The sequence below is a fragment of the Variovorax guangxiensis genome, assembly GCF_003952165.1.
In the GTDB taxonomy this organism is placed as follows: domain Bacteria; phylum Pseudomonadota; class Gammaproteobacteria; order Burkholderiales; family Burkholderiaceae_C; genus Variovorax; species Variovorax guangxiensis.
The window spans coordinates 378,672-405,226 of record NZ_RXFT01000006.1; the positions used below are offsets into that span (position 1 = coordinate 378,672).

Below are 26,555 nucleotides of genomic sequence, written 5' to 3' on the forward strand. Positions count from 1 at the left end.
AGCCGCTCAGCCGTGGTAAGGCGGGATCGGCCCCTGGTCCGACGGCGCCGGCGGCGGCACCTCGCCGTGCTTCTGCCGCTCGCGGAACAGCGCGGCGCGCATCAGGAAGATGGTGGTGACCGGCGTGGTGAGCGCCACGAACAGCACGATCAGCACCGCGTGCATGAAGAGGCTGTGGCCCTGCGCCGAGAAGTAGACGATGGTGGCGACCGTCATCGACCACACGCCGCCGGTGGCGCCCAGCGTGGGCGCGTGGATGCGGCGGAAGAAAGTGGGCAGGCGCACCAGCCCGAAGGAGCCGATCGCGGCGAAGGCAGCGCCCAGCACCGCGAAGACCGCGGTGACGATCTCGGCCCAAAGCGGCAGCGGACCCGCGATGAAGTCGTTCATTCGATCACCTCCCCGCGCAGCAGGAACTTGGCCATCGCCGTGGAGCTGACGAAGCCGAAGAGCGCGATCAGCATCGCGGCGCCGAAGTAGACGTCGCTCGCGTAGACGATGCCCAGCACGAGCATCATCAGCATGCCGTTGATGTAGAGGCAGTCCAGCGCCATCACGCGGTCTTGCGCGGAAGGGCCGATCAGCAGGCGTGCGACGGCGCACAGCATCGCCACCGCCAGCAGGAACAGCGCGAACTTGAGCGACCAGAAAAGGATGGGCGTCATGATTCGAAGATCTCCATCAGCGGACGTTCGTAGCGGCTCTTGATCTGCGCGATGAAGGCGGCTTCGTCGTCGAGATCGAACACGTGGATCAGCAGGGTGCTGCGGTCGAAGGCTACCTCGCCCCAGGCGGTGCCGGGCGTGAGGCACATGATCATCGAGAGCACAGCGAGGCCGTTGGGGTCGCGCATGTCCAGCGGTATGCGCAGGAAGCTTGCCTGGATGTTCTCGCTGCGGCGCGTGAGCAGCGCACGCGCCACCGCGAACACCGACACCGACATGTCGTAGAGCACGACGCCGCACAGCCGCAGCGCCACCCCCGGCCGGCGCATGCGCACCGTGGCCGGCCGCAGGCCCTTGGTCAGCAGCGGCACGGCAATGGCGAGCAGCACGCCCGACAGCAGGGTGCTCGCCTCGAGCGACTGGTTGAGCAGCAGCCAGATGACGAACAGCGCGAGCGACAGCGGCGGCGAGGGAATCAGGCGTCTCATTGCGCGCCTGCCTTTCCTTCGGCATTTACTTCGGTCTTTGCGGCGGGCGCCGGGTTCGACACCTGCCGCGCCTCCATCACCGCTGCGCGGTAGGCCGTGGGCATGCGCAGGCCCTCGGCGGTGGCCTGCGCGTGGCGCAGCACCGGCTCGGCCCAGACCGTGAGCGCGATGCAAGCGACGATGAGGCCGGCCACCGGCAGCACTTCGAGCGCGGGCAGCGATGGCAGGTTGCCGTGCGGCTGGGTCCAGAAATGGCGGATGCCGGTGCGGCTCAGCGCGATCAGCGCGAGGAAGCCCGAGGCGATCAGCAGCACCAGGAAGGTCCAGCCGGCGGTGCCGATGGCGCCGCTGCCGTTCATCAGGCCCGAGAGCATCGCGAACTTGCCGACGAAGCCCGACAGCGGCGGCAGGCCGGTGAGCAGCAGCGTGCAGATCATGAAGCTCAGGCCGAGGAAGGCAACGCCCGCCGGAATGGCCCGGCCATAAAGCGCCTGCGCGTCGTCGTCGAGGTTCACGTCGCTCAGCGCGCTCAGGTCTTCGGCGAGGAAGGGCGCGGTGCCCGCGACCTCGTGCGGCGCCACGCTCATGCCCGCGTTGCGCCAGCGCTCGATCATGTCGGTCAGCAGGAAGAAGGCGCTAACCGCAAGGGTGGAGCTCAGCAGGTAGAAGAGCGCGCCGGCCCACACGGCCGGCTGGCCCAGCCCCACCGCGGCGAGCAGCGTGCCGGCCGACATCAGCACGCTGAAGCCCGCGAGGTTGGACAGCCGCTGCGTGCCGAGGATGCCCAGGGCCGCCACGAAGAGCGTGGCGATGCCCGCGCCCACCAGCACCGGCTGGCCGAAGGCGGCGGAGGCGCCGGTATCGGGCGCGAACAGCACCGTCCACAGCCGCAGCACGGTGTAGACGCCCAGCTTGGTCAGCAGCGCAAACACCGCGCCCACCGGCGACACCGCGGCGCTGTAGGCCGGCACCAGCCAGAAGTTCAGCGGCCAGGCGCCCGCCTTGGCGAAGAAGGCGGTGAAGAGGATGGCCGTGGCCGCGTGCACCAGCCCGCGGTCGCCCGGCGAGAGCTCTGCGATGCGCAGCCCCAGGTCGGCCATGTTGAGCGTGCCGGTCACGCCGTAGAGGATGGCCGCGCCGATCAGGAACAGCGAAGACGCCGCGAGGTTGATCGCGATGTAGTGCAGCCCCGCCTGCACGCGCAGCCGGCCAGAGCCGTGCAGCAGCAGGCCGTAGGAGGCCGCGAGCATCACCTCGAAGAACACGAACAGGTTGAACAGGTCCCCCGTGAGGAAGGCACCGTTCAGGCCCATGAGCTGCAGTTGCAGCAGCGGATGGAAGTGCACGCCCGCGCGGTCCCAGCGCGAGGTGGAGTAGATCGACGCCGCGAAGGCGATCACGCCGGTGAGCGCCACCATCATGGTCGAGAGCCGGTCGGCCACCAGCACGATGCCGAAGGGCGCGCGCCAGTTGCCCGGCAGGTAGACGCCGATGGAGCCGGGGCCGCCGCCGGTGTCGGGCGCGTTCACCCAGCGCAGCAGCGCCAGCGCGGCCAGCAGGCCGACCAGGCCCGAGACCACGCTCAGCGCCGACTTGGCGCGCCGGCGGTTCTCGCCCAGCAGCAGCATGAGCGCGGCCGTGAGCATGGGCACGAGGATCGGCACCGCCACCAGATGCGGCATGCTGAACTCCAGCAGCTGATCGAGCAGGTGGAAAACCTCTTTCACTCCGCCTCCTGCCGTTCTTCACCGTCCACGTGGTCGGTGCCGGTGAGGCCGCGCGAGGCGAGCATCACGACGAGGAAGAGCGCCGTCATCGCGAAGCCGATCACGATGGCGGTGAGCACCAGCGCCTGCGGCATCGGGTCGGCCGTGTTGTCCAGCGTCGCGGTCAGGCCCTTGATGAGCACCGGCTCGCTGTCGACCTTGAGCCGGCCCATGCTGAAGATGAACAGGTTGACCGCGTACGAGATCAGCGTCAGGCCCATGATGACCTGGAAGGTGCGCGGGCGCAGCAGCATGTAGACGCCCGAGCCGGTGAGCACGCCGATGGCGAGTGCGAGCACGATTTCCATCAGCCGGCTCCTCCCTCGGAGGTGGCGGCGGAGGTCGCCTCGGCCTCTTTTTCTTTTTGCTCGTCGGCCCAGCGGTGGCTTCGTATCGACTGGTGGGCCAGCGCGGTCAGGATCAGCATGGTGGCGCCGAGCACCAGCGCGAACACGCCGGTGTCGAAGAAGAGAGCGCTGGGCACGTGCACTTCGCCCAGCAGCGGCAGGTTCAGGTGCGCGGTGTGCGTGGTGAGGAAGGGATAGCCGAAGAACACCGCGCCGGCGCCGGTGGCCAGCGCCAGCAGCAGGCCGATGGCGATCCAGCGGCGCGGGTAGATGCGCAGGTGCTCTTCCACCCACTCGGTGCCCGAGACGATGAACTGCAGCACCAGCGCCACCGACATCACCAGCCCCGCGACGAAGCCGCCGCCCGGCGCGTTGTGGCCGCGCATGAAGAAGTAGACCGACACCAGCACCGAGACCGGCAGCAGCAGGCGCACCAGCACGGCCGGCACCATCAGATAGCCGACGGCGGTGTCCTTGGCGCGGCGCGGGTTCAGCAGGTCGCTGCTGCCGTCGTCGGCCTGCAGCCGCTGCTGGATCGGCAGCGCCATCGACTCGATGGCGGGGCGGAAGCGCCGCAGCAGCGCATACACCGTGAGCGCCACGATGCCCAGCACGGTGATCTCGCCGAAGGTGTCGAAGCCGCGGAAGTCGACCAGCATCACGTTGACCACGTTGGTGCCGCCGCCCTCGGTGAGCGCGCGTTCGAGGAAGAAGGGCGAGATGCTCTGCGGGAAGGTGCGCGTCATCATGGCCCAGGCCAGCGCAGCCATGCCGCTGCCGGCGACGGCCGCGATCAGCAGGTCGCGCCCGCGCCGGCCCCAGGGCTTGAGCCGTGCGCGCGCGGGTTGCACCACGTCCTTGCTGCGCATCGGCAGCCAGCGCAGGCCCAGGAGGATCAGCACCGTGGTGACGGCCTCGACCACCAGTTGCGTCAGCGCGAGGTCGGGCGCCGAGAACCAGATGTAGGTGACGCACGAGACCAGCCCCGCTCCCGCGGCCAGCATCAGCGCCGCCAGCCGGTGGAACTTGGCCTGCCACGCGGCAGCCACCGCGCAGGTGCCGCCGATGAGCCATGTCATGGCGAACATCGGCGAGAAGGGCAGCAACTCGCGCGTGCCGGGCGCGGCGGGCGTGAGCTGCAGGGAGGCGGTCGCGCCCGCCACAGCCACCACCACCAGCAGCAGCAACTGCCACTGCATGCGCTTGGTGCCGAAGAGGCGGCGGCTGCGCCGGCCGGCCTCGCTCAGCAGCGCGATGATGTGCTCGAAGATGACCTGGCCGTCGAAGCGGTGCAGCAGCGGCGTGTGTTCGAGGCCGCCGCGCGCGCGCTGGCGGCGATGCAGCAGGTACAGCGCGGCGCCGCCCGCCAGCGCCACGAAGCTCATCAGCAGCGGAAGATTGAAGCCGTGCCACACGGCCAGGCTGTACTCAGGCAGCGTGCCGCCGACCACCGGCGCGGCCGCGGCCGCGAGCATCGGGCCGACCGACCACGCCGGCGCCACGCCCACCACCAGGCAAAGCAGCACGAGCAGCTCGACCGGCACGCGCATCCAGTGCGGCGGCTCGTGCGGATGCCTGGGCACCTCGTCGCCGCAGGGCGGGCCGAAGAACACGTCGAACACGAAGCGCGCCGAGTACGCCACGCTGAAGATGCCCGCCACGGTGGCGATCAGCGGCAGGCTGAAGTCGACCCAGGGCGTGGCCTGGATGAACACCGTCTCTGCGAAGAACATCTCCTTCGAGAGAAAGCCGTTGAGCAGCGGCACGCCGGCCATCGAGGCGCTGGCGATGATGGCCAGCGTGCCGGTGATGGGCATGAGCCGCATCAGGCCGCTGAGCTTGCGGATGTCGCGCGTGCCGGTCTCGTGGTCGATGATGCCGGCCGCCATGAAGAGCGACGCCTTGAAGGTGGCGTGGTTCATCACATGGAAGACCGCCGCAACGGCAGCGAGCGGGCTGTTGAGCCCCAGCAGCAGCGTGATGAGCCCGAGGTGCGAGATGGTCGAGTAGGCCAGCAGCGCCTTCAGGTCGCGCTGGAACATCGCGATGAAGCCGCCGAGCAGCAGCGTGATGGCGCCCGCGCCGCCGACCATCCAGAACCACTGCTCGGTGCCCGAGAGCACGGGCCACAGCCGCGCCATCAGGAACACGCCCAGCTTCACCATGGTGGCCGAGTGCAGGTAGGCCGACACCGGCGTGGGCGCGGCCATGGCGCGCGGCAGCCAGAAGTGGAAGGGAAACTGCGCGCTCTTGGTGAAGGCGCCCAGCAATATCAGTGTGAGCGCGACGGGGTAGAGCGAGTGCGCGCGGATGAGATCACCCGAGGCCAGCACCTTGTCGAGCTCGTAGCTGCCGGTGATGCGCCCCAGCACCAGCACGCCGGCCAGCAGGCACAGCCCGCCCGCGCCGGTGACCGTGAGCGCCATGCGCGCGCCGCGTCGCGCGTCGCGGCGGTGGTGCCAGTAGCCGATCAGCAGGAAGGAGAACAGGCTGGTGAGCTCCCAGAACAGCACCATCTGGATCAGGTTGCCCGAGAGCACCACGCCCATCATCGCGCCCATGAACGCGAGGAAGAACGAGAAGAAGCGCGGCACCGGATCGGAGGCCGACATGTAGTAGCGCGCATACAGCACCACCAATGCGCCGATGCCCAGCACCAGCATGCAGAACAGCCATGCGAAGCCGTCCATTCGGAACACGAGGTTCAGGCCCAGGGCCGGCAGCCATTCGATCTGCTGGCGCAGCACGCCGCCGTGCGCAATCTGCGGGAAGAACCATGCGGCCTGGATGGCGCAGCCCAGCGCGACCAGCCCCGCGAGTGTCGACTCCCTGTTGCGCGCGTTGGAAGGCATCAACGCGGCCAGCACGCTGGCGATGAAGGGGAGGGCGACGAGAAAGACCAGGGGCATTGGGGTCGATTCTATCGGCGGGCCCTATGGAAAGCCTTATCTATAACCGCAAGACATAAGGCTGATTTAGCGCAGTTTTCATCTGGTTCAGGATGAAAAGGCGTGCACCGTACGGATGCCCAGCCATGTCAAGAAGAGCGAGCCGCCAAGATGGGCCGTGGCGGTCAGCATGGCCACGCCCAGCCGGCCTTCCAGCAGCATGGTGGTGACCTCGGCCGAGAAGCTCGAGAAGGTGGTGAGGCCGCCGAGGAAGCCCGTCACCAGCGCGAGCCGCCAGACCGGGTCGAGGTCAGGCAGCAGCTGGAAGGTGGCGACGGCCAGGCCGATGAGGTAGCCGCCGATCAGGTTGGCGGCCAGCGTGCCCCATGGCATGAGGCCGCCTGCGCCGAACCAGAGGGCGAGGCCCCAGCGGGCCAGGGCGCCGATCGAGGCGCCGATGCAGATGGCGATGATTGGAAGGAGCATGCCCTCGATTGTCAGGGTGCCTCAGGGTGTCTCAGGGCGCCATCTGCTGCGGCAGCCACGTCACCAGCTGCGGAACGAAGTAGATGATGAGCACCGCCGCGACCATCAGGAAGAACATCGGCAGCGTGACGCGCGCGATATAGAGCAGGTCCTTGCCCGTCATGCCCTGCAGCACGAACAGGTTGAAGCCCACCGGCGGCGTGATCTGCGCCATCTCGACCACCAGCACGATGAAGATGCCGAACCAGACCGGATCGATCCCGGCCGCGTTCACGGTCGGCATGATCACGCCCATGGTCAGCACCACCATCGAGATGCCGTCGAGGAAGCAGCCGAGCACGATGTAGAACACCGCCAGCATCAGGATGAGCTGGAACTTCGACAGTCCGAGCGAGCCGATCCATTCCGCCAGGTGGCGCGGCAGGCCGATGTAGCCCATCGCCAGCGTGAGGAAGGCAGCGCCAGCGAGGATCAGCGCCATCATGCAGTACAGGCGCGTGGCGCCAAGCAGCGCCTCCTTGAAGCTGTGCCAGGTCAGCGAGCCCTGCGCGCCGGAGATGACCATTGCACCCACCACGCCCACGGCCGCTGCTTCGGTGGCGGTGGCGATGCCCGCGTAGATCGACCCGAGCACAGACAGGATGAGCAGCGCCACCGGAATCAGCGACATCGAGGCCCTGAGCTTCTCCGCGAAGGGCAGCTTCGCGTCGGCCGGTGGGACCCGCTCGGGATTGCGCAGCGCCCAGAACATGATGTAGCCCGAGAACAGCAGCGCGAGCAGGATGCCGGGGACGACGCCCGCGATGAACAGCCTCGCGATCGACACGTCCGCGCTCACTCCGTAGACGATCATGATGATCGAAGGCGGGATCAGCAGCCCGAGCGTGCCGGCGCCCGCCAGCGTGCCGATGACCATGTCGTCGGGGTAGCCGCGCCGCTTGAGTTCGGGCAGGCTCATCTTTCCGATGGTGGCGCAGGTGGCCGCGCTGGAGCCCGACACCGCGGCGAACACCGCGCAGCCCGCCACGTTGGTGTGCAGCAGCCGGCCCGGCAGGCTCTGCATCCAGGGCGCGAGGCCCTTGAACATGTCCTGCGAGAGCCGCGTGCGGAACAGGATCTCCCCCATCCACACGAAAAGCGGCAGCGCGGTGAGCGTCCAGCTCGAGGCCGAGCCCCAGATGGTCACGGCCATGGCGTCGCCGGCGGGGCGGGAGGAGAAGATCTGCATGGCGATCCACGCCACACCCGAGAGCGTGAGGCCGATCCAGACGCCGCTGCCCAGGATCAGGAACAGCGCGGCGATCAGGATGCCCGCGATGGCGATGTCACTCATGGCGAAGCGCCTCCGTCTCGGCGGCCTTGGCGGGGCGGCCTCGCCACTCGATCACGAACTCGTCCAGCGACGCGACCGCGAAGACGATGGCGCCGAGCGCCATCGACAGCTGCGGAATCCACAGCGGGGTGGCGTCGTTGCTGGTGGAGATGTCGTGGTAGTCGTACGACTGCCAGGCCAGCCGCATGCTGTACCAGGCGAACAGCATCGCCAGCAGCGCCGCCGCACCCATGGCCCAGCGCTCCAGCCAGCGCTGCGCCGCCGGCGGCAGGTTCTGCAGCACCAGGGTCACACGGATGTGCTCGCCGCGCTTGAGCGTGTGCGAGAGCGCCATGAAGCCCGCGCCGGCCATCAGGTAGCCCGCGTAGGCGTCGATGCCGGGGATGTTGAAGTGAAGCTGCCGGCCGAGGATGGACAGCAGCACCATCACCAGCAGGCCGATCATGAAAAGCGCCGCCAGTGCGGCGGCGCCCATGTAGAGAAGATCGAGCGTCTTGCGCATCGGGGGCGTTCGGTTCAAGTCCGCGTCACATCTTCTTGTAGGCGTCGATTACGGCCTGGCCTTCGGGGCCGGCCTTCTCGGTCCACTCCTTGATCATGGTGTCGCCGACCTTCTTCATGTCGGCCTTGAGCTGCGCGGAGGGAACGTGCACCGTCATGCCGTTCTTCTTGAGCAGGTCGAGGTATTCCAGGTTCTTCTTCTTGGACAGCTCCCAGCCGCGCTTCTCGGCATCTGCGGCGGCCTTGAGCACTGCATCCTGCGTAGGCTTGTCGAGCGCGTCGAAGGCCTTCTTGTTCATGAGCACCGCGTTCTTCGGCAGCCAGGCCTGCGTGTCGTAGAAGTTCTTGATGTACTCGTAGGTCTTGGTGTCGTAGCCGGTGGAGCCCGAGGACATGTACGACTCGATCACGCCGGTTGCCATGGCCTGCGACAGCTCGGCCTGCTGCACGGTGACCGGCTGCGCGCCGACGAGTTCGCCGATGCGCGCGGTCGCGGGGCTGTACGCGCGCCACTTCACGCCCTTGAGGTCGGCGGCCGATGCGATCTCCTTCTTCACGAAGATGCCCTGCGGCGGCCATGCCACGGTGTAGAGCAGCACGATGCCCTGCTCGCCCAGCTTCTTCTCCAGTGCGGGCTTCTGCGCCTGATAGAGCTTCCATGCGGCGTCGTAGCTGTCGGCCAGGAACGGAATGCCGTCCGCACCGAACATCTGCCATTCGTTCTGGTAGTTCACGAGAAGGATCTCGCCGAGCTGCGCCTGGCCGCCCTGCACCGCGCGCTTGATCTCGGGCGCCTTGAACAGCGACGCGTTGGCATGCACCGTGATCTTGAGCTTGCCGCCGCTGCCCTTTTCCACGTCGCTCGCGAACTGCGTGATGTTCTCCGTGTGGAAGTTAGTAGCGGGGTAGGCGGTGGGCAGGTCCCATTTGGTCTGTGCGAAGGCAGCTGCGCCGAGGGTCAGGCCAGCGAGGGCAATGCCGAACTTGTGATTCATGAGCTCTCCGGAACGTGTGGAAGTGAGGACGTAAATGAGCTTACGTGCAAATTCCGGACCACTTCCTGAGGCATTTCCCTGCCATCTCCCTGCCATGGCACCCATGAAAAAGCCGCCCGTAGGCGGCTTTGCATATTGCTACCGAAGCGGAATCAGGGCTTGGCGGCCTTGGCCGGAGCCTTCGCATCCTTCGATGCGGCGGGTGCCGCATCGCCGAAGCTCTTGCCGTTGACCGTGAGACCGTCGGCCGACAGCTTGGCCGCCTTCTTCTCCTTCACGCCCTTCACACGCTGCATGAAGTCGGGCCAGTCCTTGAATTCGCCCTCCTTGCGCGCCTCGAGGATGCGCTTGGACATCGACGGGCCGACGCCCTTGATGCCGTCGAGATCGGCTTCGGTGCCCTTGTTGACATCGACGGCCGCGGACGCGGCGATCGCGAACAGCATGGCGGTGGTGGCCAGGATCTTCTTGAACATGATTTGAGAACTCCCTCTATTCGTTGATGAATGACAGCCGACGGAATCGTCGGCCCGCGCTCAACGAGGTATGTGAAGAGGGCGTTGACGCATGAAGGCTCGACGAGCCTCCATGTGACCATTGTTCAGAAACGTGATCAGAGTTCTTCGACGCGGCGTGGCGGATAGCTGTCCCAGGCCTGGCAGCCGGGGCAGTGCCAGAAGTACTGGTGCGCCTCGAAGCCGCAGGCCGCGCAGCGGTAGCGCATGAGCGGCCGGGTGGCCTGGTCGAGCGCGCGCTGCACCTGCGGATGGAACTGCTCGTGCTCGAAGCGTTCGCCCGCGAGCCAGCGCGAAGCCGCGACCAGCGAGGGCTGCTGTGCGAGGTGCGCGATATAGCCGTCGCGCGGCGTGGGGTTCGGTTCTTCGGCGGTGGCGCTCGGCTTGCCGCCGAGCGCCATCAGCGCTTCGAGCACGTCGATGGAGGGCGACTCGACATAGCGACGCTGCAGCAGTTCGAGCGCGTCGGCTTCGCGATGTGCGGCCATGGCGGCTTGCTGCAGCGTGGCGGCATAGAGCGGCAGCGCCAGCGGCGAAGTCTCGCTCAGGGCCGCGAGCGTGTCGAAGGCTGCGTTCGCCTCGCCCTTGCGCAGTTGCAGGTTGGCGGTGTCGATGGCCGGGCGCGGTGCCTGCGGTGCCAGTTCGACGGCCTGCGCCAGCAACTTTCCGGCGCCCGGCAGGTCGCCTGCTGCCACGCGCTCGGTCGCCTGCTCGCAGAGGTGATGCGCGCGGCGCGTGCTGTAGCTGGCCTGGTCGGACTCGTCGAGCTTCTGCGCCACGTCGGCTGCCTGGGCCCATTCGCGCGAGCGTTCGTAGATGGCCAGCAGCGCGAGCCGGGCCTCGTTCTCGTAGCGCGTGCCCTCGAGCTTCTGCAGCGCGGCCTCTGCGCGGTCGAGCAGGCCGGCGCGAAGGAAGTCCTGCGCGAGCGCGTGCTGCGCGCGTTCGCGGTCGCTGCGGCTCAGGTCGCCGCGGCCCAGCAGGTGCTCGTGCACGCGCACCGCGCGCTGGTACTCGCCGCGGCGGCGGAACAGGTTGCCGAGCGCGAAGTGCAGTTCCTGGGTGTCGGGGTCGTTCTGCACCGCCTCGATGAAGGCGTCGATGGCCTGGTCCTGCTGCTCGTTGAGCAGGAAGTTGAGTCCGCGGAAGTAGGCCTTGGGTGCCTGGCGGTTCTCGAGCTTGAGTTGCCGGATGTCGAAGCGCGATGCGAGCCAGCCCAGCACGAAGGCGACGGGCAGGCTGATCAGCAGCCAGCTGGGATCAAAGTCCATGTTGACGTGCGGCGGGAAGGTCGGTGGTGGCGATGGCCGGAGCGGCAGACGTTGCCATGGCTGCGGTCGTTGCAACGGTGGCCGGTGTCGAGGAGGGCTGGACGGCTTCGCCCGCGGACGGCGCCTGGGCCGCTGCGACCCGGTGCTTCCACCAGCCTGGCAGCATGCCCAGCGCCCCCACCACGAGGCCGCCCGCGAAGGCCGCGAGCACGACCAGCACCAGCGGCGCGCGCCAGTAGGTACCGAAGAAGAAGTAGACGGTCGCGTCGTGCTGGTTGTTCAGCGCGAAGGCGAAGAGCGTAAAAAAAATGGCTGCCTTGAGCAGCCACAGGAGGTATTTCATAGCCGTTCCCGTTGCCGGGAGCATTCTACGTTTGCGGGCATTCCGATGGTCCGCGCGTCAGGCCTTTCGGCTCTTGGCTTCCTTGCCCGCGTCGAGTTCGGCCGTCTTTGCGTCGACGGCTTCGCGCAGCGCCTTGCCGGGCTTGAAGTGCGGCACCCGCTTCTCGGGGATCTGCACGCTCTCGCCCGAGCGCGGGTTGCGGCCGATGCGCGGCGGGCGCCGGTTGACCGAGAAGCTGCCGAAGCCGCGGATCTCGATGCGGTGGCCGCGTACCAGCGCGTCGCTCATGGCGTCGAGGATGGTCTTGACGGCGTATTCGGCGTCGCGGTGCGTGAGCTGTGCAAAGCGGGCTGCGAGTTCTTCGACGAGGTCCGAGCGTGTCATAGGCCAAACATAAACGAAAAACGTGGGCGAAAAAAAAGACAGAGCGGCCCCAGGGCCTGCTCTGTCTTCCGGCTCAGCTTACTTGCTGTCGTTGTTGTCCAGCTTGGCGCGCAGCAGTGCGCCCAGGCTGGTCGTGCCCGCGTTCTCGCGTGCCGACTGCTGGCTCAGGCTGGCCATGGCGCCTTGCTCGTCGACCATGTCCTTCTGCTTGATCGACAGCTGGATGTTGCGGGTCTTGCGATCCACGTTCACGACGATGGCCGTGACTTCGTCGCCTTCCTTCAGCACGTTGCGGGCATCTTCGACGCGGTCGCGCGAGATTTCCGAAGCACGCAGGTAGCCGACGATGTCTTCGCCGAGGTCGATTTCAGCGCCGCGGGCGTCGACCGTCTTGACCTTGCCGGTCACGATCTGGCCCTTGTCGTTCACCGTGGTGAAGGTGGTGAACGGGTCGCTGTCGAGCTGCTTGATGCCCAGCGAGATGCGCTCGCGGTCGACGTCGACAGCCAGCACGATCGCTTCGACTTCCTGGCCCTTCTTGTAGTTGCGAACGGCGGTTTCGCCGGCTTCGTTCCACGAGAGGTCGGACAGGTGAACCAGGCCGTCAATGCCGGCAGCCAGACCCACGAACACGCCGAAGTCGGTGATCGACTTGATCGGGCCCTTGACGCGGTCGCCGCGCTTGGTGTTCTGCGCGAATTCCTGCCACGGGTTGGCCTTGCACTGCTTCATGCCCAGGCTGATGCGGCGCTTGTCTTCGTCGATTTCCAGGACCATGACTTCGACTTCGTCGCCCAGCGAGACGATCTTGTTCGGAGCGATGTTCTTGTTGGTCCAGTCCATTTCGGAGACGTGCACCAGGCCTTCGATGCCGGGCTCGAGCTCGACGAACGCGCCGTAGTCGGCGATGTTCGTGACCTTGCCGAACAGGCGGGTGCCTTGCGGGTAGCGGCGCGAAACGCCCATCCACGGGTCGTCGCCCATCTGCTTCAGACCCAGCGACACGCGGTTCTTCTCGGTGTCGAACTTGAGGATCTTGGCGGTGATTTCCTGGCCGGCCTGAACGACTTCGCTCGGGTGGCGCACGCGACGCCATGCCATGTCGGTGATGTGCAGCAGGCCGTCGATGCCGCCGAGGTCCACGAACGCACCGTATTCGGTGATGTTCTTGACCACGCCGCGCACCACTGCGCCTTCCTTCAGCGTTTCCATCAGCTTGGCGCGTTCTTCGCCCATGCTGGCTTCGACCACGGCGCGGCGCGACAGCACGACGTTGTTGCGCTTGCGGTCCAGCTTGATGACCTTGAATTCGAGGGTCTTGTTCTCGTAGGGGGTCAGGTCCTTGATCGGACGCGTGTCGATCAGCGAGCCCGGCAGGAACGCGCGGATGCCGTTGACCAGGACGGTCAGGCCGCCCTTGACCTTGCCGCTGGTGGTGCCGGTGACGAAGTCGCCCGATTCCAGCGCCTTCTCGAGGGCCAGCCACGAAGCCAGACGCTTGGCGGTGTCGCGCGAGAGGATGGTGTCGCCGTAGCCGTTTTCAACGCTGCCGATGGCAACGGAAACGAAGTCGCCGGCCTGCACTTCGAGTTCGCCCTTGTCGTTCTTGAACTCTTCGATCGGCACATACGCTTCGGACTTCAGGCCGGCGTTGACGACGACGTGGTTGTGTTCCACGCGCACCACTTCGGCGGTGATGACCTCGCCCGTGCGCATTTCGGAACGCTTCAGGGACTCTTCGAACAGATCGGCAAAAGATTCAGACATTTATGTTTCCTTCCGTCAGGCAGGGTTGGCAGGCGCTCTTGCGAAATTGCGTGCGGCTGCTGTGGGTCTGTAGACGGCGGTTTGGTGGGCGCGAGCCCGGTTGGTTGAACAACCAGCAGGCCGGTGCGCTGTCGCGCGGAAGGAGCCTGCTGGAGCGGTATGCGCCTACGGATATTCCGTCGGGCGCCAGCTTTTCAAGCGGACCTGAAAGGCTGTCACTTCAGGCCGATCAAGCGTGCTTGAACGGCTGAATCTGCTGCCACCAGTCCAACACCGTGTCGATCGATTGCTCGATGGACAACTGCGAGTTGTCGAGGTGACGGGCATCCTGCGCCGGCTTCAGGGGGGCGACGCTGCGGGACGAATCCCTGGCGTCACGGGCCTCCAAGTCGGAGCGAAGACTGTCGAGTGTAGTCGAAATTCCCTTTGAAATCAACTGCTTATGCCGCCGTTCGGCGCGCTGGGCGGCGCTGGCGGTCAGGAAGACCTTGAGCGCGGCGTCGGGGAAGATCACCGTGCCCATGTCGCGGCCGTCGGCCACCAGGCCCGGCAGCTGGCGGAAACGCTGCTGCAGGGCCAGCAGCGCCTCGCGCACGGCCGGCAGCGCGGAGACGCGGGAGGCGTCCATGCCGGCGGCTTCGGTGCGGATCTCGTCGCTCACGTCCTCGCCATCCAGAAGCACCTTGCCTTCGGTGAACTGCAGGGGCAGGGCGGCGGCCAGGGCCGCCACTTCGGCCTCGTGCTCTGCGTCGGCGCTCAGGCCGGCGCGGCGCACCGCGAGGCCTGTCACCCGGTAGAGCGAGCCCGAATCGAGGTAGTGGTAGCCCAGCAGGCGCGCCACCTCGGCGGCCAGCGTGCCCTTGCCGGAGGCGGTCGGGCCGTCGATGCAGATCACCGGCACCTCGGCGGCCTCGGCCACGGAGAACAGCGTCTCGAAGTAGTCGGGAAAGGTCTTGGCGACGCAGTGCGGATCGAGGATGCGCACCGGCACGCCCGCCGGATTGAACGCCGCCAGCGAGAAGCACATGGCCACCCGGTGATCGTCGTAGGTGCGGATGCTCGCCGGGAGCCAGCCGGACTGCGCCAGCGGATGCACCCGGATGAAATCGGGCCCCGCCTCCACCGTGGCGCCGAGCTTGCGCAGCTCGTTGGCCATGGCGTCGATGCGGTCGGTTTCCTTCACGCGCCAGCTCGCGATGTTGCGCAGCGTGGTCGGGCCGTCGGCGTAGAGCGCCATCACGGCCAGCGTCATCGCGGCGTCCGGAATGTGGTTGGCGTCGATGTCGATGGCCTTGAGCGGCCAGGCGCCGCGACTGATCTCGAGCCAGTTCGGCCCGCTGTCGACCAGCGCGCCCATCTGGCGGGCGGCGTCGATGAAGCGGATGTCGCCCTGGATCGAATCGGCGCCCACGCCTTCGATGCGGATGCCGTCCTTGCCGGAAACGCCGGTGGCGATGGCGCCCAGCGCGATGAAGTAGCTGGCGGAGGAGGCATCCGCCTCCACGTGGATCTCGCCCGGCGAGCTGTAACGGCTGCCGGCCGGGATGGTGAAGCGCTCCCAGCCGTCGCGATGGACCTGGATGCCGAAGCGCGCCAGCAGGTTCAGCGTGATCTCGATGTACGGCTTGGAGATCAGCTCGCCGACCACCTCGATCACGATGTCGTTGGCCGCAGCCAGCGGCAGCCCCAGCAGCAGGGCGGTGAGGAACTGGCTCGACACGTCGCCGCGCACGCGGATCGGAGCGTCGAGCGCCAGGTCGCCGTGCGGCACCGGATGGATGCGCAGCGGCGGATAGCCGGGGTTGCCGAGGTAGTCGATGCGGCAGCCGAGCTGGGTCAGCGCGTCGACGAGGTCGCCGATGGGGCGCTCGTGCATGCGCGGAACGCCGCTGAGTTCGAATTCGCCGCCCAGCAGCGACAGCGCGGCCGTCAGCGGGCGCATCGCCGTGCCGGCATTGCCGAGGAAAAGGGGCAGCAGCGCCTCGCTGGGCTTCAGCTGTCCGCCGAGGCCGGTGATGCGCAGCGTACTGCCGGCCGGATCGACGCCGCAGCCCAGGGCGCGCAGCGCGTCGAGCATCACGCGGGTGTCGTCGGAATCCAGCAGGTCGTGGATGGTGGTGGTGCCGCTGGCCAGTGCCGCCAGCAGCAGCACGCGGTTCGAAATGCTCTTGGAACCCGGCAGCCGGACCGTGCCGGCCGCGCCCGCGAGGGGAGGGAGGTCGAGGAAAGCCGTCGAGAACATCTCAGTTGTCCTGCTGCTGCGACGAGGTGTCGGTGGCCGGCTTCCAGGCCGCCCGGGTCTTGCTGGCGGCGGCGATCGACAGTTCGAGGCCCTGCAAGTCGCTAGCGGTCATCATCGCCTCGAAGTCGTCCAGCGCCTTGCGGAAGGCGCGCGACTGTTCGAGCACATGCTCCCGGTTGGCCAGCAGCACGTCGCGCCACATGACCGGATCGCTCGCGGCGATGCGCGAGAAGTCGCGGAACCCCGGCCCCGCGAGGCTCAGGAAGCGCTCGCCCTGCGGCTGCGCGGCCAGGCCGTTGATGTACGCGAAGGCCAGCAGGTGCGGCAGATGGCTCACAGCGGCGAAGGCGCCGTCGTGCTCCTCGTGCGTCATCGTGACGACGTTGGCGCCGATGCCGCTCCACACCTGCGTGGCCCGCTGCACGTTGGAGCGAAGCGTGGTCTTCACCGGGGTCAGCACCACCTGGCGGCCGGCGAAGAGCGATGCCTCGGCATGCTCGATGCCCGAAAGCTCCTTGCCGGCGATGGGGTGCGCCGGCACGAAGCTCGCGAACTGACGCTGCAGGCCGTTGCGCGCAGCCTCGATCACGTCGCCCTTGGTCGAGCCCACGTCCATCACCAGCGTTTCGCTCGAGATGCCATGGCGGATGGCCTTGAAGGTAGCTTCGGAAGCAGCCACCGGCACCGCCAGCAGCACGATGTCGGCACCCGACACCGCCAGCAGCGCCGAGGGCGCCGCCACGTCGATCACGCCGAGCTGGCGCGCCCGCTCGGTGGTGGAGGGCGACTTGCTGTAGCCCACCACCCGTTTCACCAGTTTCGCGCGCTTGAGTGCGAGCGCGAAGGAGCCGCCCATCAGGCCGCAGCCGATCAGTCCCAGTTGTTCGAACATGCTGTCTCTGTGTGTCCGCCTGCCGCTCAGGCCTTGACGGGGTAGGCGCCGAGCACCTTGTAGAAGGCGCAGAGGCCGCGCAGCTCGGCCAGCGCGGCAGCCACGTTGGGCTGCGAGGGGTGGCCGTCGAGGTCGATGTAGAAGTAGTACTCCCACTGGCCCGTGCGCGCGGGGCGCGACTCGAAGCGCGTCATCGAGACGTTGTTGAGCTTCAGCGGCACAAGCAGGTCGTGCACCGCGCCGGGCCGGTTGGGCACCGAGACGATCAGGCTCGTGCAGTCGCGGCCCGAGGCCGGCGGCATGGCCAGCGTCTGCGGCAGGCAGATCACCGAGAAACGGGTGCGGTTGTACGAGTCGTCCTGGATCGCGTGCGCCACGATGTGCAGGCCGAAGCGCGTGGAGGCGCGTTCGCCGGCCAGCGCGGCCCACTTGGGATTGGTGGCCGCCAGACGCGCGCCCTCGGCGTTGCTCGACACGGCGCGGCGCTCGGCGTTGGGCAGATGCTTGGACAGCCAGGTCTGGCACTGCGCCAGCGCCTGCGGATGGGCCAGCACCGCCTCGACGCCTTCGAGCGAGTTGCTGCTGCGCAGCAGGTGGTGGCGAATCAGCAGGCTGACCTCGCCGACGACGTGCGTGGGCGAATGCAGGAACAGGTCGAGCGAGCGGGTGACCACGCCCTCGGTCGAGTTCTCGACGCCGACCACGCCGTACTGGGCGCTGCCCGCGGCGGTGGCGTGGAACACCTCGTCGAAGCTGGCGCAGTAGATCAGGTCTGCGGCGCCCCCGAAGTACTCGATGGCGGCCTGTTCGCAGAAGGTGCCTTCGGGGCCGAGCACGGCCACGCGCTGTGGCGATTCGAGCGCCAGGCAGGCCGACATGATCTCGCGCCAGATGGCGGCCACGTGGATGTCCTTGAGCGGGCCGCCATTGCTCTTCTGCATCTTGTCGATGACCTGCGCCACGCGGTCGGGGCGGAAGTACGGCGTGCCCTCGCGCTTCTTGACCTCGCCGACCAGCTCGGCCACGTGGGCCCGCTCGTTGAGCAGGCTCAGCAGTCGCTGGTCGAGCGAGTCGATCTGCACGCGCAGATCGGCCAGGCTTTCGGAATTGTCGGGAGAAGAGGAGGGTGGGGTGGGTGCGGAGGCGGTCATCGGTGCGAGCGGCTGGGCATGCGCCTAGGCATGCGATCGCTCGAATTCTCGCATGTAGGCCACCAGAGCCTGCACCCCTGCCAGCGGCATGGCGTTGTAAATGCTCGCGCGCATGCCCCCGACCGACTTGTGCCCCTTCAGCTGCAGCAGCCCGGCTTCGCGCGCGCCGGCCAGGAAGGCCTCGTTGCGGCTTTCGTCGGCCAGGAAGAAGGGCACGTTCATGCGCGAACGGCAGCTCGGGTCGATGCGGCTGGCGTAGAAGTCGGAGCCGTCGATGAAGTCGTACAGCAGCTTCGCCTTGGCGATGTTGCGCTGCTCCATGGCGGCGACACCGGTGTACTCGCCCTCGGTCTGCTCCAGCAGCCACTTGAACGTGAGCCCCGCCATGTAAATGCCCCAGGTCGGCGGGGTGTTGTACATGGACTGGTTGTCGGCCACGGTCTTGTAGTTGAAGGCGCTCGGGCAGATCTCTAGCGCGTGGCCGAGCAGGTCGTCGCGCACGACCACGATGGTCAGCCCGGCGGGCCCGAGGTTCTTCTGGGCGCCGCCGAAGGCCAAGCCCACGCGGCTCCAGTCGACGCTGCGCGAGGCGACGTGCGAGGAGAAATCGATGATCAGCGGCGCGCTGCTGCCGAGCGCGGCCAGGTCGGGCAGCTGCTGGAATTCGATGCCGTTGATGGTCTCGTTCGAGCACACGTGCACGTACGAGGCATCCTTGGAGAGCTGCCAGGTCGCGGGATCGGGCAGCTTCGTGTGCTGGTTGTCGGCATTGCTGGCGGCCACGCGCGCGTCGCAGTAGCGCTGGGCCTCCTTGTGCGACTTGGTGCTCCAGCTGCCGGTGATGACGAAGTCCGCGGCCTTGCCGCGCGACAGGTTCAGCGGAACGATGGCGTTCTCGCCGAGCCCGCCGCCCTGCATGAACAGGATGTGGAAGTTCGAGGGAATCGCCAGCAGCGTGCGGAGGTCGGCTTCGGCTTGCGTACAGATCGAGCCGAACTCCTTGCCGCGATGGCTCATCTCCATCACGCTCATGCCGCTGCCCTGCCAGTCGAGCATTTCGGCGGCAGCGCGCTGCAGCACCGCCTCCGGCATGGCAGCCGGACCGGCCGAGAAGTTGTAGGGGCGCTTGCCGGCCGGCGTCTGCTGCTGGGTCACGTTTCTCTTACTTCTTGGCTGGGGCCTTGGCAGGTGCCTTGGCGGGGGCTGCGCCACCGTCGGTGGGGGCGCCGAGTGCCTTGGCGACGGCGGTGTCGAGCGCCTGCATCTTGGGCTCGACCGAAGAGCGCGTTTCGGACACGAGCTTTTCCGTCAGGGCAGTCTGCATCTTGGGGTTCAGTTCCTGGTACTTCTTGCTCAGCGGCGAGTTGATCCAGGCCAGCAGTTGCTTGAGTTCGTCTTCGCTGAAGTTCTGCTCCATCAGCGGGGTCAGGGCGCCCGGTGCCAGCTGTACGGCCTTGTCGCGCACGATGGGGTAGGTCTCGTCGAAGTACTTCTTCAGCTCGGCGTCGGCTGCCTTGGCGGCTGCTTCGCGCTTGGCTTCAGGCACCTGCGTCTGCAGGTACTGCGAACCCGCCTGTGCGATCGGGGCGCTCGATTGCTCGACCAGGCCACGAGCCAGCGATTCGATGCCGGGGCGCTGGATGTCGATGAACTGCTTGATGAGCGTGGCCTTGTCCTGGGCCATGGCGGCCATCGAGCTGCTTGCCAGGGCGACCGTCAGAAGTGCGAGTTTGATTTTTTTCACTGAGGATTCTCCGTTGAAGATGAGGAAGTATCGTCTGCGTCAGGCTCGGTTTCGCCGTTCGCGTCGTTTTCGACGATACGTTGTAGCCCGCTGAGTTTGGCGCCTTCGTCGAGACCGATCAGCGTAACGCCTTGCGTCGCGCGACCCATTTCACGAATCTCGGCCACCCGGGTGCGCACCAGCACGCCCTTGTCGGTGATGAGCATGATCTCATCATCCGCATGAACGAGAGTGGCGGCAACGACCTTGCCGTTGCGCTCACTCTGTTGAATCGCGATCATGCCCTTGGTTCCCCGGCCATGGCGGGTGTATTCGGTAATGCTTGTTCGCTTTCCGTAACCATTTTCGGTGGCTGTGAGCACGCTCTGCTGCTCGTCCTCGGCCACCAGCATCGCGATCACGCCCTGTCCGGCCTCGAGCGACATGCCGCGCACGCCACGGGCATTGCGGCCCAGCGGGCGGACGTCTTCCTCGTCGAAGCGCACGGCCTTGCCGCCGTCGCTGAAGAGCATCACGTCGTGCTTGCCGTCGGTGAGCGCGGCGCCGATCAGGTAGTCGCCCTCGTCGAGGTTCACGGCGATGATGCCGCCCTTGCGCGGGTTGCTGAACTCGTCGAGCGCGGTCTTCTTTACCGTGCCCATCGAGGTGGCCATGAACACGTACTGGTCGGCCGGGAAGTTGCGCTTGTCGCCGGTCAGCGCCAGCGCGACGTTGATCTTCTCGCCTTCCTGCAGCGGGAACATGTTGACGATCGGGCGCCCGCGCGAGCCGCGCGAACCCGCCGGCACTTCCCACACCTTGAGCCAGTAGAGCCGGCCGCGGTTGGAGAAGCACAGGATGTAGTCGTGCGTGTTGGCGATGAAGAGCTGGTCGATCCAGTCGTCATCCTTGGTGGTGGTGGCCTGCTTGCCGCGGCCGCCGCGCTTCTGCGCTCGGTACTCGCCCAGCGGCTGGCTCTTGATGTAGCCGCTGTGAGAGAGCGTGACCACCATGTCTGTCGGCGTGATCAGGTCTTCGGTCGAGAGGTCGTAGGCGCTGTGCTCCACCTGGCTGCGGCGCGCACCGGTCTTCGACTGGCCGAACTCCTGCTTGAGGGTGCCGAGTTCATCGCCGATGATGGTCGAGACGCGTTCGGGCTTGGCCAGGATGTCGAGCAGGTCGTCGATCTCGGCCATGACTTCCTTGTACTCGGCAACGATCTTGTCCTGCTCGAGGCCGGTCAGGCGCTGCAGGCGCATCTGCAGGATTTCCTGGGCCTGCGTTTCCGACAGGCGGTAGAGGCCATCGTTGCCCATGCCGAACTCGCGCTCGAGGCCCTCGGGGCGGTAGTCGTCGGCATTGACCACGCCGCCGTCGGCGCGCGTGCGCGTGAGCATCTCGCGCACCAGCTTGCTGTCCCAGCTGCGCGTCATGAGTTCGGCCTTGGCCACGGGCGGCGTTGGCGACTCGCGGATGATGCGGATGAACTCGTCGATGTTCGCCAGCGCCACCGCCAGGCCTTCGAGCACATGGCCGCGCTCGCGGGCCTTGCGCAGGTTGAAGACCGTGCGGCGGGTAACCACCTCGCGGCGGTGCTGCAGGAAGACCTCGATCAGGTCCTTCAGGTTGCACAGCTTCGGCTGGCCGTCGACCAGCGCGACCATGTTGATGCCGAAGGTGTCCTGCAGCTGGGTCTGCTTGTAGAGGTTGTTGAGCACCACCTCGGGCACTTCGCCTCGCTTGAGCTCGATGACCAGGCGCATGCCCGACTTGTCGGACTCGTCCTGGATGTGGCTGATGCCCTCGATCTTCTTCTCGTGCACCAGCTCGGCCATGCGCTCCTGCAGCGTCTTCTTGTTGACCTGGTAGGGGAGCTCGTCGACGATGATTGCCTGGCGCTGGCCGCGGTCGATGTCCTCGAAGTGGCACTTGGCGCGCATCACGACCTTGCCGCGGCCGGTGCGGTAGCCGTCCTTCACGCCATTGATGCCGTAGATGATGCCGGCGGTGGGGAAGTCGGGTGCGGGCACGATCTCCATCAGCTCGTCGATGCTGGCCTGCGGGTTGCGCAGCAGGTACAGGCAGGCGTCCACGACCTCGTTCAGGTTGTGCGGCGGGATATTCGTGGCCATGCCGACCGCAATACCGCCGGAGCCATTGACCAGCAAATTCGGCAGCTGGCTCGGCAACACCTTGGGCTCTTTTTCGGAGCCGTCGTAATTGTCCTGGAAGTCGACGGTTTCCTTGTCGATATCGGCCAGCATTTCGTGCGCAATTTTGGCCAGCCGGATTTCCGTATACCGCATTGCGGCCGCGTTGTCTCCATCGACGGACCCGAAGTTGCCCTGGCCGTCGACCAGCATGTGGCGCATCGAGAAGTCCTGGGCCAAGCGCACGATGGTGTCGTAGACCGACTGGTCGCCGTGCGGGTGGTACTTACCGATCACGTCGCCGACGATACGGGCGGACTTCTTGTACGGGCGGTTCCAGTCGTTGTTGAGCTCGTGCATCGCGTAGAGCACGCGGCGGTGCACCGGCTTGAGGCCGTCACGGGCATCGGGAAGCGCTCGGCCCACGATCACGCTCATGGCGTAATCGAGATAGCTGCTGCGCATTTCCTCTTCGAGACTGATGGGCAGGGTTTCTTTTGCGAACGAGGTCATGAGCAAGGGGCTGGCGGCAGGAAGGCGAAATTTTACGCTGTGAGGGGTGTCGCACCGCCGCAACACAAGGCGCCTATTCCGCCTCCGTCCTACGCTTCCGGGCCGTCCTGCGGGCTGTTTGCCAAAGACCCTATGGCACAATCGCCTCAACGTTTTGGGTGGTGGTCACTTAAAGCGTCCTTGATTCGCAGCGCGGCTGCGGCTTTTTCCCCAAGAGGAGAACCATGAAGAAACTGAATAAAGTGGCGATGATGTTTGCAGTCGCTGCGCTCGCCACTGCCGCCGGCGCGCAGACCCGTGTCACCGCTGCGGACGGCGGTCCTACGATCGACAACTGGCAAAACGGCACCGGCGAACTGGTTTGGAAGAACGGCACGAATGAACTGTGCTGGCGCGATGCCAACTGGACGCCTGCTACGGCTGCCGCCGGTTGCGACGGTGCTCTGGTTCCTGCGGCTCCCGCTGCCGTGGCTCCGACCCCCGGCGCCCCGACCCCCCCGCCCGCTGCACAAGTCGCCGCTTCGAAGGTGACCTTCGCTGCTGACGCCTTCTTCGACTTCGACAAGTCGGTTCTGAAGCCCGAAGGCCGCGCCAAGCTGACCGACCTGGTCGAGAAGATCCGTGGCGTCAACCTGGAAGTCATCATCGCTGTCGGCCACACCGACTCGATCGGTACCGACGCCTACAACCAGCGTCTGTCGGTGCGCCGCGCCGAAGCCGTCAAGGCCTTCCTGGTCTCGAAGGGCATCGAACGCAACCGCGTCTACACCGAAGGCAAGGGCAAGAAGCAGCCTGTGGCTGACAACCGCACCAAGGAAGGCCGCGCCAAGAACCGTCGCGTGGAAATCGAAGTGGTCGGCACCCGCGCCAACTAATCGATCGATTCCCATCGACAATGAAACCCCGCTTCGGCGGGGTTTTTTTATGGCCGCCGAATTCACGATTGATCTTCGGTAAAGGCTGACCGATGTTTAACGGACATCGCTCGTTTCATAATCGCTTCATGACAGAAAACCTGAATGCGGATCCGGCCGAACTGGCCAAGTTTTCAGAGCTCGCTCACCGCTGGTGGGATTTGGAAAGCGAATTTCGCCCGCTGCATGAAATCAATCCATTGCGCTTGGAATGGATTGACGGTATTGCTCCAATTTCGCAACGTCGCGTACTGGATATTGGTTGCGGCGGCGGCATTCTGGCCGATTCGATGGCCCGCAAGGGGGCCGAGGTCCTGGGAATCGACCTGGCAGGCAGGGCGCTCAAGGTGGCGCAGCTGCACGCCCTCGAGGCCGGCACCAAGGGCGTGAAGTACCGCGAGATCAGCGCCGAAGCACTGGCTGCGGAACAGCCCGGGAGTTTCGACGTCGTCACCTGCATGGAGATGCTCGAGCATGTGCCGCAGCCGGCCTCGGTGATCCAGGCCTGCGCCTCTCTTGTGAAACCGGGCGGATGGGTGTTCTTCTCGACGATCAACCGCAACCTGAAGGCCTTCATGCTGGCGATCGTGGGCGCGGAGTACGTGCTCGGCATGCTGCCGCGTGGTACCCATGAATATGCAAAACTGATCCGGCCCAGCGAACTGGCCGGCTACTGCCGTGCGGCCGGCCTCGATCTGCGGCACACCCGCGGGCTGGAGCACAACCCCCTGACCCGGCGCTACTGGCTCAGCGACGACACGAGCGTCAACTACATGTTCGCCACGCAGAAGCCGGGACCGCAAGGATGATGGGCGTCGAGACAAAGGCCGTGCTGTTCGACCTCGACGGCACGTTGATCGACAGCGCCCCCGACCTGGGGGCCGCTGCCGACAAGATGCGCACCGATCGCGGCCTCGACTCTCTCCCGCTGGAGCGCTACCGTCCCATGGCCGGGGCGGGCGCGCGCGGCATGCTTGGCGTGGCGTTCGGCATCACGCCGGAGTCGCCGGAGTTCCCCGGGCTGCGCGAAGAGTTCTTCGTGGCCTATGAGCGCCGCATGCTGCTCAATACCCGGGTGTTCGACGGCATCCAGGCGCTGATCGAGGCACTGCGCGAGCGCGGGCTCCTGTGGGGTGTCGTCACCAACAAGTCGATGCGCTTCACCGATCCGCTCACGCGGGCCATTCCGCTCTTCGGGAGCGCGGGCGCCGTGGTGAGCGGCGACACCACGCCGTTCGCCAAGCCGCATCCCGAGCCCCTGCATGAGGCGGCGCGTCGGCTCGGGGTGCCTTCCGAATCGTGCATCTACGTGGGCGACGACGAGCGCGACATCATCGCGGGCCGTGCAGCGGGCATGCGCACGGTCGCTGCGACATACGGCTACATGGGCACCCAGGCCGATTCGACGCTCTGGGAAGCCGATGCTTCGATAACTTCACCCCTCGAGCTCTTGAAGTTGCTCGATAGCGCCTAAAATACGCTTTCCTTGGGGCTGCACTGGTTTCGACGTGGGTTCGGAGTCGCAGCGGGGCATGTCGAGCTGAATGCGCTCGTAAAACAGATTCAAACAAACTAACTGCAAACGACGAACGTTTCGCACTCGCTGCTTAATTGCCAGTGAGCCTTGCAACAGTTGGCCGATGGGCTGGGCAAGGGGGTCTGGAGCAATCCTGACCTCCCGGCTGCAAGGATAACTACATGGGCTGGCTCCGATCCGGGTACCTTGGGTCGGGGCGAGAAAATAGGGTGCTGGCGTCCGGTTTAGCGTGTGACTGCGCGACTCCGGAAGCGAGATTCAAAACAGATCACTAAACATGTAGAACTGCGCGATGAAGGCTTGCGGACGGGGGTTCAAATCCCCCCAGCTCCACCAACATAACGTCCGAGGGCGTTCACTGAAGTCTGGTGAACGCCCTTTTTCATTGGGAGATCGCCCGATGGTGGTCCGATGAAATCCGACGAAGTCCATTGGCAGCCAAGCCAAAAGCGGGGAACAGACCGGGGAACATAGGGAAGAATTTGAGACTTTCGGGGTATTTGTTCCCCGGTTGCCCTGATCTTCGGACTGCCCCACCCATGTTGACCGACAAACACTGCAAGAACGCCGCCTGTCCGCCAGACAAGAAGCGTGCGCGCTTCACTGACTCCTCTGGCTTGTATCTGGAGGTGAGTCCCGCCGGCTCGAAGCGGTGGTTCTGGAAGACCTATGCGAATGGGAAAGAGGGGCGGATGGCTCTGGGCAGCTATCCAACGATGAGCTTGGCGGAGGCGCGAAAGGCCCGAGACACCGCCAAGGTTCAGAAGGCGGACGGTATCGATCCGATCCAGGCGCGTAAAGTGCAGAAGCTCAAGGCGACCAACCCCGCGGCGACACCTTCAGCGTGGTTGCCATGGAGTGGTACGGGAAGCAGAAGGATCAGTGGAGCGCCGGCCATGCGGAGCGCGCGCTGCGCCAGTTCGAGCGTGACCTGTTCCCTTGGCTGGGCGGGCGTCGATTGGCCGAGATTGAGCCTGTGGGGCTTCTAGCGACGCTCCGCAAGGCGGAGGAGCGTGGTGCGATCGAGACGGCTGATCGAGGCCTGATGCTGGCTCGACAGGTGTGGCGTTATGGAGTGGCTACCGGTAGGGCGAGTCGCGACATCACGGCCGACCTGAAGGGGGCGCTATAGCCATACAGGGGCCGACATTTCGCCGCGATAACCGATCCGACGGAGCTTAGCAAGTTGTTGCGTGCGATTCGTGCCTACAAAGGCGGTCCGATCGTCCGGGCGGCGCTGCAACTCGCTCCATGCTGTTCCAGCGGCCGGGTGAGTTGCGAGCCGCTGCCTGGACAGAGGTGGACCTCGATGCGGCGCTCTGGACCATTCCTGCTACGAGGATGAAGCGGGAGAAGGCTGGCAAGGAGCATGGCAGCCCGCACCTGGTTCCGCTTCCGACGCAGGCCGTGAAAGTGCTACGTGACTTACATCCTCTGACAGGGCATGGTGCTCTCGTTTTTCCGGGAGAGCGCAGTCATGAACGACCGATCTCCGAGAATTCTGTTCGGACGGCACTGATTGCCATGGGCTACATCGCGCAGGTTCAGACCTGGCATGGCTTTCGGGCAACGGCACGGACCATGTTGGCGGAGCGGCTGGACTGTGATCCATTGGTCATTGAGGCCCAGCTTGCGCATGCCGTCAAGGATGCCAATGGCCGGGCCTACAACCGGACGCAGTACATGC

Annotated in this window: 26 protein-coding genes, 1 other RNA gene and 1 pseudogene; 7 read left to right on the forward strand and 21 right to left on the reverse strand. The window is 66.1% G+C overall.

The annotated features are described in order from the left end of the window. Window positions 1-6 precede the first annotated feature (6 nt). The 21 genes from mnhG to gyrA form a co-directional block, all read right to left on the reverse strand. Entirely contained in the window at window positions 7-390 is a 384-nt protein-coding gene (mnhG, locus tag EJP67_RS17065; protein WP_126022904.1) for a monovalent cation/H(+) antiporter subunit G, read from the reverse strand. Then, window positions 387-665: a K+/H+ antiporter subunit F gene (locus EJP67_RS17070; protein WP_126022905.1), complete on the reverse strand. Its 279-nt coding sequence runs from the start codon at window positions 663-665 to the stop codon at window positions 387-389. The genes mnhG and EJP67_RS17070 overlap by 4 nt, the downstream gene beginning before the upstream one ends. Further along, window positions 662-1,153, reverse strand: a complete 492-nt coding sequence (locus EJP67_RS17075; RefSeq protein WP_126022906.1) for a Na+/H+ antiporter subunit E — start codon at window positions 1,151-1,153, stop codon at window positions 662-664. Before EJP67_RS17075 ends, EJP67_RS17070 begins: the two co-directional genes overlap by 4 nt. Then, window positions 1,150-2,835, reverse strand: a complete 1,686-nt coding sequence (locus tag EJP67_RS17080; protein ID WP_126022941.1) for a monovalent cation/H+ antiporter subunit D — start codon at window positions 2,833-2,835, stop codon at window positions 1,150-1,152. Before EJP67_RS17080 ends, EJP67_RS17075 begins: the two co-directional genes overlap by 4 nt. Before the next feature lie 41 nt (window positions 2,836-2,876). Next, the gene (locus tag EJP67_RS17085; RefSeq protein ID WP_126022907.1) at window positions 2,877-3,227 is read right to left on the reverse strand and encodes a Na+/H+ antiporter subunit C; all 351 of its coding nucleotides are present in this window, start codon (window positions 3,225-3,227) and stop codon (window positions 2,877-2,879) included. Continuing rightward, a complete protein-coding gene (locus tag EJP67_RS17090; protein ID WP_126022908.1) occupies window positions 3,227-6,175 on the reverse strand; it encodes a monovalent cation/H+ antiporter subunit A in 2,949 nt (982 codons plus the stop codon). Before EJP67_RS17090 ends, EJP67_RS17085 begins: the two co-directional genes overlap by 1 nt. Before the next feature lie 87 nt (window positions 6,176-6,262). Next, window positions 6,263-6,640: a fluoride efflux transporter CrcB gene (gene crcB / locus EJP67_RS17095; protein WP_126022909.1), complete on the reverse strand. Its 378-nt coding sequence runs from the start codon at window positions 6,638-6,640 to the stop codon at window positions 6,263-6,265. Between the two features lie 31 nt (window positions 6,641-6,671). Beyond that, entirely contained in the window at window positions 6,672-7,973 is a 1,302-nt protein-coding gene (locus EJP67_RS17100) for a TRAP transporter large permease (protein WP_126022910.1), read from the reverse strand. Further along, entirely contained in the window at window positions 7,966-8,475 is a 510-nt protein-coding gene (locus EJP67_RS17105; protein WP_126022942.1) for a TRAP transporter small permease, read from the reverse strand. Before EJP67_RS17105 ends, EJP67_RS17100 begins: the two co-directional genes overlap by 8 nt. Window positions 8,476-8,500: 25 nt before the next feature. Further along, the gene (locus EJP67_RS17110; RefSeq protein WP_126022911.1) at window positions 8,501-9,469 is read right to left on the reverse strand and encodes a TRAP transporter substrate-binding protein; all 969 of its coding nucleotides are present in this window, start codon (window positions 9,467-9,469) and stop codon (window positions 8,501-8,503) included. A 152-nt stretch (window positions 9,470-9,621) separates the two neighbouring features. Further along, the gene (locus EJP67_RS17115) at window positions 9,622-9,945 is read right to left on the reverse strand and encodes a ComEA family DNA-binding protein (RefSeq protein WP_126022912.1); all 324 of its coding nucleotides are present in this window, start codon (window positions 9,943-9,945) and stop codon (window positions 9,622-9,624) included. A 137-nt stretch (window positions 9,946-10,082) separates the two neighbouring features. Beyond that, on the reverse strand, window positions 10,083-11,252 hold the full coding sequence (gene lapB / locus EJP67_RS17120) for a lipopolysaccharide assembly protein LapB (protein ID WP_126022913.1): 1,170 nt from the start codon (window positions 11,250-11,252) through the stop codon (window positions 10,083-10,085). Beyond that, window positions 11,242-11,595 (reverse strand): LapA family protein, encoded by a 354-nt coding sequence (locus tag EJP67_RS17125; protein WP_126022914.1) that lies wholly within the window; start codon window positions 11,593-11,595, stop codon window positions 11,242-11,244. The genes lapB and EJP67_RS17125 overlap by 11 nt, the downstream gene beginning before the upstream one ends. A 57-nt stretch (window positions 11,596-11,652) precedes the next feature. Continuing rightward, on the reverse strand, window positions 11,653-11,979 hold the full coding sequence (locus EJP67_RS17130; protein WP_126022915.1) for an integration host factor subunit beta: 327 nt from the start codon (window positions 11,977-11,979) through the stop codon (window positions 11,653-11,655). Window positions 11,980-12,057: 78 nt separating this feature from the next. Next, window positions 12,058-13,746, reverse strand: coding sequence for a 30S ribosomal protein S1 (gene rpsA, locus EJP67_RS17135; RefSeq protein WP_019654767.1), 1,689 nt, complete (start codon window positions 13,744-13,746; stop codon window positions 12,058-12,060). 229 nt (window positions 13,747-13,975) lie between these two features. Continuing rightward, a complete protein-coding gene (locus tag EJP67_RS17140; protein ID WP_126022916.1) occupies window positions 13,976-15,988 on the reverse strand; it encodes a bifunctional 3-phosphoshikimate 1-carboxyvinyltransferase/cytidylate kinase in 2,013 nt (670 codons plus the stop codon). A gap of 1 nt (window position 15,989) precedes the next feature. Continuing rightward, entirely contained in the window at window positions 15,990-16,880 is an 891-nt protein-coding gene (locus EJP67_RS17145) for a prephenate dehydrogenase (RefSeq protein WP_126022917.1), read from the reverse strand. A 26-nt stretch (window positions 16,881-16,906) separates the two neighbouring features. Next, window positions 16,907-18,031: a prephenate dehydratase gene (pheA, locus tag EJP67_RS17150; RefSeq protein WP_126022918.1), complete on the reverse strand. Its 1,125-nt coding sequence runs from the start codon at window positions 18,029-18,031 to the stop codon at window positions 16,907-16,909. 24 nt (window positions 18,032-18,055) lie between these two features. Further along, complete coding sequence (serC, locus tag EJP67_RS17155; protein WP_240650693.1) at window positions 18,056-19,123, reverse strand: 3-phosphoserine/phosphohydroxythreonine transaminase; 1,068 nt, start codon at window positions 19,121-19,123, stop codon at window positions 18,056-18,058. Window positions 19,124-19,193: 70 nt separating this feature from the next. Continuing rightward, the gene (locus EJP67_RS17160; RefSeq protein WP_126022920.1) at window positions 19,194-19,775 is read right to left on the reverse strand and encodes a DUF2059 domain-containing protein; all 582 of its coding nucleotides are present in this window, start codon (window positions 19,773-19,775) and stop codon (window positions 19,194-19,196) included. Beyond that, the gene (gyrA, locus tag EJP67_RS17165; protein WP_126022921.1) at window positions 19,772-22,417 is read right to left on the reverse strand and encodes a DNA gyrase subunit A; all 2,646 of its coding nucleotides are present in this window, start codon (window positions 22,415-22,417) and stop codon (window positions 19,772-19,774) included. The genes EJP67_RS17160 and gyrA overlap by 4 nt, the downstream gene beginning before the upstream one ends. A 224-nt stretch (window positions 22,418-22,641) precedes the next feature. Here gyrA and ompA point away from each other — a divergent pair, with 224 nt between their 5' ends. From ompA to EJP67_RS33960, 7 genes and pseudogenes are all read left to right on the forward strand, one after another. Then, window positions 22,642-23,292, forward strand: a complete 651-nt coding sequence (ompA, locus tag EJP67_RS17170; protein WP_126022922.1) for an outer membrane protein OmpA — start codon at window positions 22,642-22,644, stop codon at window positions 23,290-23,292. Window positions 23,293-23,420: 128 nt separating this feature from the next. Then, window positions 23,421-24,140 carry a bifunctional 2-polyprenyl-6-hydroxyphenol methylase/3-demethylubiquinol 3-O-methyltransferase UbiG gene (gene ubiG / locus EJP67_RS17175; protein ID WP_126022923.1) on the forward strand — a complete coding sequence of 240 codons (720 nt, stop codon included), beginning with the start codon at window positions 23,421-23,423 and terminating at the stop codon, window positions 24,138-24,140. Then, window positions 24,137-24,805 (forward strand): HAD family hydrolase, encoded by a 669-nt coding sequence (locus EJP67_RS17180; protein ID WP_206169511.1) that lies wholly within the window; start codon window positions 24,137-24,139, stop codon window positions 24,803-24,805. Before ubiG ends, EJP67_RS17180 begins: the two co-directional genes overlap by 4 nt. A 14-nt stretch (window positions 24,806-24,819) precedes the next feature. Then, window positions 24,820-25,204, forward strand: a transfer-messenger RNA (tmRNA) gene (ssrA, locus tag EJP67_RS17185). Window positions 25,205-25,407: 203 nt separating this feature from the next. Beyond that, window positions 25,408-25,611, forward strand: a pseudogene (locus tag EJP67_RS34220) (Arm DNA-binding domain-containing protein); the annotation flags it as partial. 110 nt (window positions 25,612-25,721) lie between these two features. Beyond that, complete coding sequence (locus EJP67_RS34225) at window positions 25,722-26,000, forward strand: tyrosine-type recombinase/integrase (RefSeq protein ID WP_420824271.1); 279 nt, start codon at window positions 25,722-25,724, stop codon at window positions 25,998-26,000. Between the two features lie 119 nt (window positions 26,001-26,119). Further along, the coding region (locus EJP67_RS33960; RefSeq protein ID WP_240650686.1) for a tyrosine-type recombinase/integrase at window positions 26,120-26,555 on the forward strand (436 nt) is incomplete at its 3' end.

Excerpts from the sequence above, each read along its gene's own strand:
- pheA (WP_126022918.1), bottom strand. The coding sequence starts at position 18,031 with ATGACCGCCTCCGCACCCACCCCACCCTCCTCTTCTCCCGACAATTCC.
- EJP67_RS17070 (WP_126022905.1), bottom strand. The coding sequence starts at position 665 with ATGACGCCCATCCTTTTCTGGTCGCTCAAGTTCGCGCTGTTCCTGCTG.
- serC (WP_240650693.1), bottom strand. The coding sequence starts at position 19,123 with ATGCCGGAGGCGGTGCTGCAGCGCGCTGCCGCCGAAATGCTCGACTGG.
- EJP67_RS17075 (WP_126022906.1), bottom strand. The coding sequence starts at position 1,153 with ATGAGACGCCTGATTCCCTCGCCGCCGCTGTCGCTCGCGCTGTTCGTC.
- EJP67_RS17145 (WP_126022917.1), bottom strand. The coding sequence starts at position 16,880 with ATGTTCGAACAACTGGGACTGATCGGCTGCGGCCTGATGGGCGGCTCC.
- EJP67_RS17130 (WP_126022915.1), bottom strand. The coding sequence starts at position 11,979 with ATGACACGCTCGGACCTCGTCGAAGAACTCGCAGCCCGCTTTGCACAG.
- ubiG (WP_126022923.1), top strand. The coding sequence starts at position 23,421 with ATGACAGAAAACCTGAATGCGGATCCGGCCGAACTGGCCAAGTTTTCA.
- EJP67_RS17090 (WP_126022908.1), bottom strand. The coding sequence starts at position 6,175 with ATGCCCCTGGTCTTTCTCGTCGCCCTCCCCTTCATCGCCAGCGTGCTG.
- ompA (WP_126022922.1), top strand. The coding sequence starts at position 22,642 with ATGAAGAAACTGAATAAAGTGGCGATGATGTTTGCAGTCGCTGCGCTC.
- EJP67_RS17080 (WP_126022941.1), bottom strand. The coding sequence starts at position 2,835 with ATGCCGCATCTGGTGGCGGTGCCGATCCTCGTGCCCATGCTCACGGCC.
- EJP67_RS17115 (WP_126022912.1), bottom strand. The coding sequence starts at position 9,945 with ATGTTCAAGAAGATCCTGGCCACCACCGCCATGCTGTTCGCGATCGCC.
- mnhG (WP_126022904.1), bottom strand. The coding sequence starts at position 390 with ATGAACGACTTCATCGCGGGTCCGCTGCCGCTTTGGGCCGAGATCGTC.
- EJP67_RS17085 (WP_126022907.1), bottom strand. The coding sequence starts at position 3,227 with ATGGAAATCGTGCTCGCACTCGCCATCGGCGTGCTCACCGGCTCGGGC.
- EJP67_RS17180 (WP_206169511.1), top strand. The coding sequence starts at position 24,137 with ATGATGGGCGTCGAGACAAAGGCCGTGCTGTTCGACCTCGACGGCACG.
- EJP67_RS17110 (WP_126022911.1), bottom strand. The coding sequence starts at position 9,469 with ATGAATCACAAGTTCGGCATTGCCCTCGCTGGCCTGACCCTCGGCGCA.
- gyrA (WP_126022921.1), bottom strand. The coding sequence starts at position 22,417 with ATGACCTCGTTCGCAAAAGAAACCCTGCCCATCAGTCTCGAAGAGGAA.
- EJP67_RS34225 (WP_420824271.1), top strand. The coding sequence starts at position 25,722 with ATGGAGTGGTACGGGAAGCAGAAGGATCAGTGGAGCGCCGGCCATGCG.
- crcB (WP_126022909.1), bottom strand. The coding sequence starts at position 6,640 with ATGCTCCTTCCAATCATCGCCATCTGCATCGGCGCCTCGATCGGCGCC.
- EJP67_RS17125 (WP_126022914.1), bottom strand. The coding sequence starts at position 11,595 with ATGAAATACCTCCTGTGGCTGCTCAAGGCAGCCATTTTTTTTACGCTC.
- EJP67_RS17140 (WP_126022916.1), bottom strand. The coding sequence starts at position 15,988 with ATGTTCTCGACGGCTTTCCTCGACCTCCCTCCCCTCGCGGGCGCGGCC.
- rpsA (WP_019654767.1), bottom strand. The coding sequence starts at position 13,746 with ATGTCTGAATCTTTTGCCGATCTGTTCGAAGAGTCCCTGAAGCGTTCC.
- EJP67_RS17105 (WP_126022942.1), bottom strand. The coding sequence starts at position 8,475 with ATGCGCAAGACGCTCGATCTTCTCTACATGGGCGCCGCCGCACTGGCG.
- lapB (WP_126022913.1), bottom strand. The coding sequence starts at position 11,252 with ATGGACTTTGATCCCAGCTGGCTGCTGATCAGCCTGCCCGTCGCCTTC.
- EJP67_RS17100 (WP_126022910.1), bottom strand. The coding sequence starts at position 7,973 with ATGAGTGACATCGCCATCGCGGGCATCCTGATCGCCGCGCTGTTCCTG.